Source organism: Burkholderia sp. LMG 13014, from assembly GCF_905232215.1.
Lineage (GTDB): Bacteria > Pseudomonadota > Gammaproteobacteria > Burkholderiales > Burkholderiaceae > Burkholderia.
The window spans coordinates 1-1530 of the sequence record NZ_CAJNKE010000947.1 but is presented as its reverse complement, the minus strand read 5'-3'; the positions used below and the strand labels follow the sequence as shown (position 1 = coordinate 1530).

The following is a 1530-nucleotide window of genomic DNA, read 5'->3' as shown; positions in this document are numbered from 1 at the left end:
AAAGCGTTGACGGATGACGTTCACAGGTTGTCCTCCCGGCGGCGCAGGATCGTGTTCTGGGTGGTCGCGACCACCACGACGATCGCGAGCATGATCATCGACAGCGCGCTCGCGAAGCCGAACTTGTAGTCGTTGAACAGGCTGTGGAAGATCTGCAGCCCGAGCGTGGTCGTCGCGCCGTCCGGCCCGCCGTTGGTCAGCACGAGCGGCAGCTCGAAGGTCTTCAGCGTGCCGATCGTGCTCAGCGTGATGTTCACGGTGAACGCCGGCGCGAGCAGCGGCAGGTCGATGCGCGTGAAGCGCACCCACGCGTTCGCGCCGTCGAGCTTCGCCGCGTCGTGCAGTTCCGACGGAATATTCAGGTAGCCGGCCAGGAAGATCGCCGTCGAGTAGCCGACGTACATCCACACGTGCACGGCCGTGACAGCCGGCAGCGTGACCGACGGATCGCCGAGCCACACCTGCTGCAGCGCGTCGAGATGCACGAGATGCAGCAACTCGTTGATGCCGCCGCCGAGCGGCGAGTACAAGTACTCCCACACGAACCCGGCGATCACCGCCGAGAACATGCTCGGCACCAGCAGCCCGACGCGCAACGCGCCGCGCAGCCGCGGCAGCGAGAACAGCAGCGCCGCGAACAGCAGCCCGAGCCCGTTCTGCACGATCACGACGATCGCCGCATACGCGAACGTGACGACGAGCGTATGCAGGCTCGCGGGATCGCGAAACGCCGCCGCGTAGTTCGCGAGCCCGATCCAGTGCGCGTCTCCCACGCCGGAGAAATCCGTCAGGCTCATCCGCGCGGCCTTGAACAGCGGATACAGGCTCAGCAGCGCGTACAGCGCGAGCGCCGGAACGGCGCACCACAGCAAGGTCCGGTTGCGCTTCATCGCGCGCCTCCTTCGTCGAACTGCGCCGCGCACGGTCGCGCGGCACGGGAAATGTCAGCGGACAGGCCGTTCATCGCGCAGCCGCATCCCAGCGGGCGAGCAGCTTCGCCGGGTCCTGCCCGATGTCGAGGAAATACGCGGACATCGAATTCCAGATCGCCGTGAACAGCGTGCCGGTCCACACGCCCTTCGGATACAGCACGACGTGCCCGTTCTTCTGCGCGGCCGCATACGGCTGCGCCTGCGGCGGCATCGCGTCGGTGCCGCCTTCGAACGGGCTGAACCCGGCTTCCGCGTCGAGGAACTGGCGGTCGTTGTCGGGGCGCGCCCAGAACGCGAGCCACTTCTTCGCGGCGTCGGCCTGGTGCGATGCCGCGTTGATCGCCCACGCGGTGCCGAGCATGTCGAGCGCGACCGGCCCGTTGCCGGGCACGAGCGCCGGCAGCGGCGCGAACTGGAACGACAGGCCCTTCGTCGCGCTGAACTTCGCGATGTTCCATGCGCCCTGCGGCATCATCGCGACGCGGCCGGCCTGGAACTCGGTGAGCCCCGTGCTCCACGCGCTCACGCCATTGTTCAGGCGCGGCACGAAGCACTTCGCGTCAGCGAGCACCTTCAGCGCGGCCATCGACTGCTTGAA

At 67.6% G+C, this 1530-nt stretch carries 2 protein-coding genes; both read right to left on the bottom strand.

Going from position 1 to position 1530, the window contains the following annotated elements:
* Nucleotides 1–20 precede the first annotated feature (20 nt).
* Nucleotides 21–890: a carbohydrate ABC transporter permease gene (locus JYJ84_RS36405; protein ID WP_011349624.1), complete on the bottom strand. Its 870-nt coding sequence runs from the start codon at nucleotides 888–890 to the stop codon at nucleotides 21–23.
* 70 nt (nucleotides 891–960) lie between these two features.
* A partial coding sequence (locus tag JYJ84_RS36400) for an extracellular solute-binding protein (RefSeq protein ID WP_205190278.1) occupies nucleotides 961–1530 on the bottom strand: 570 nt, incomplete at its 5' end.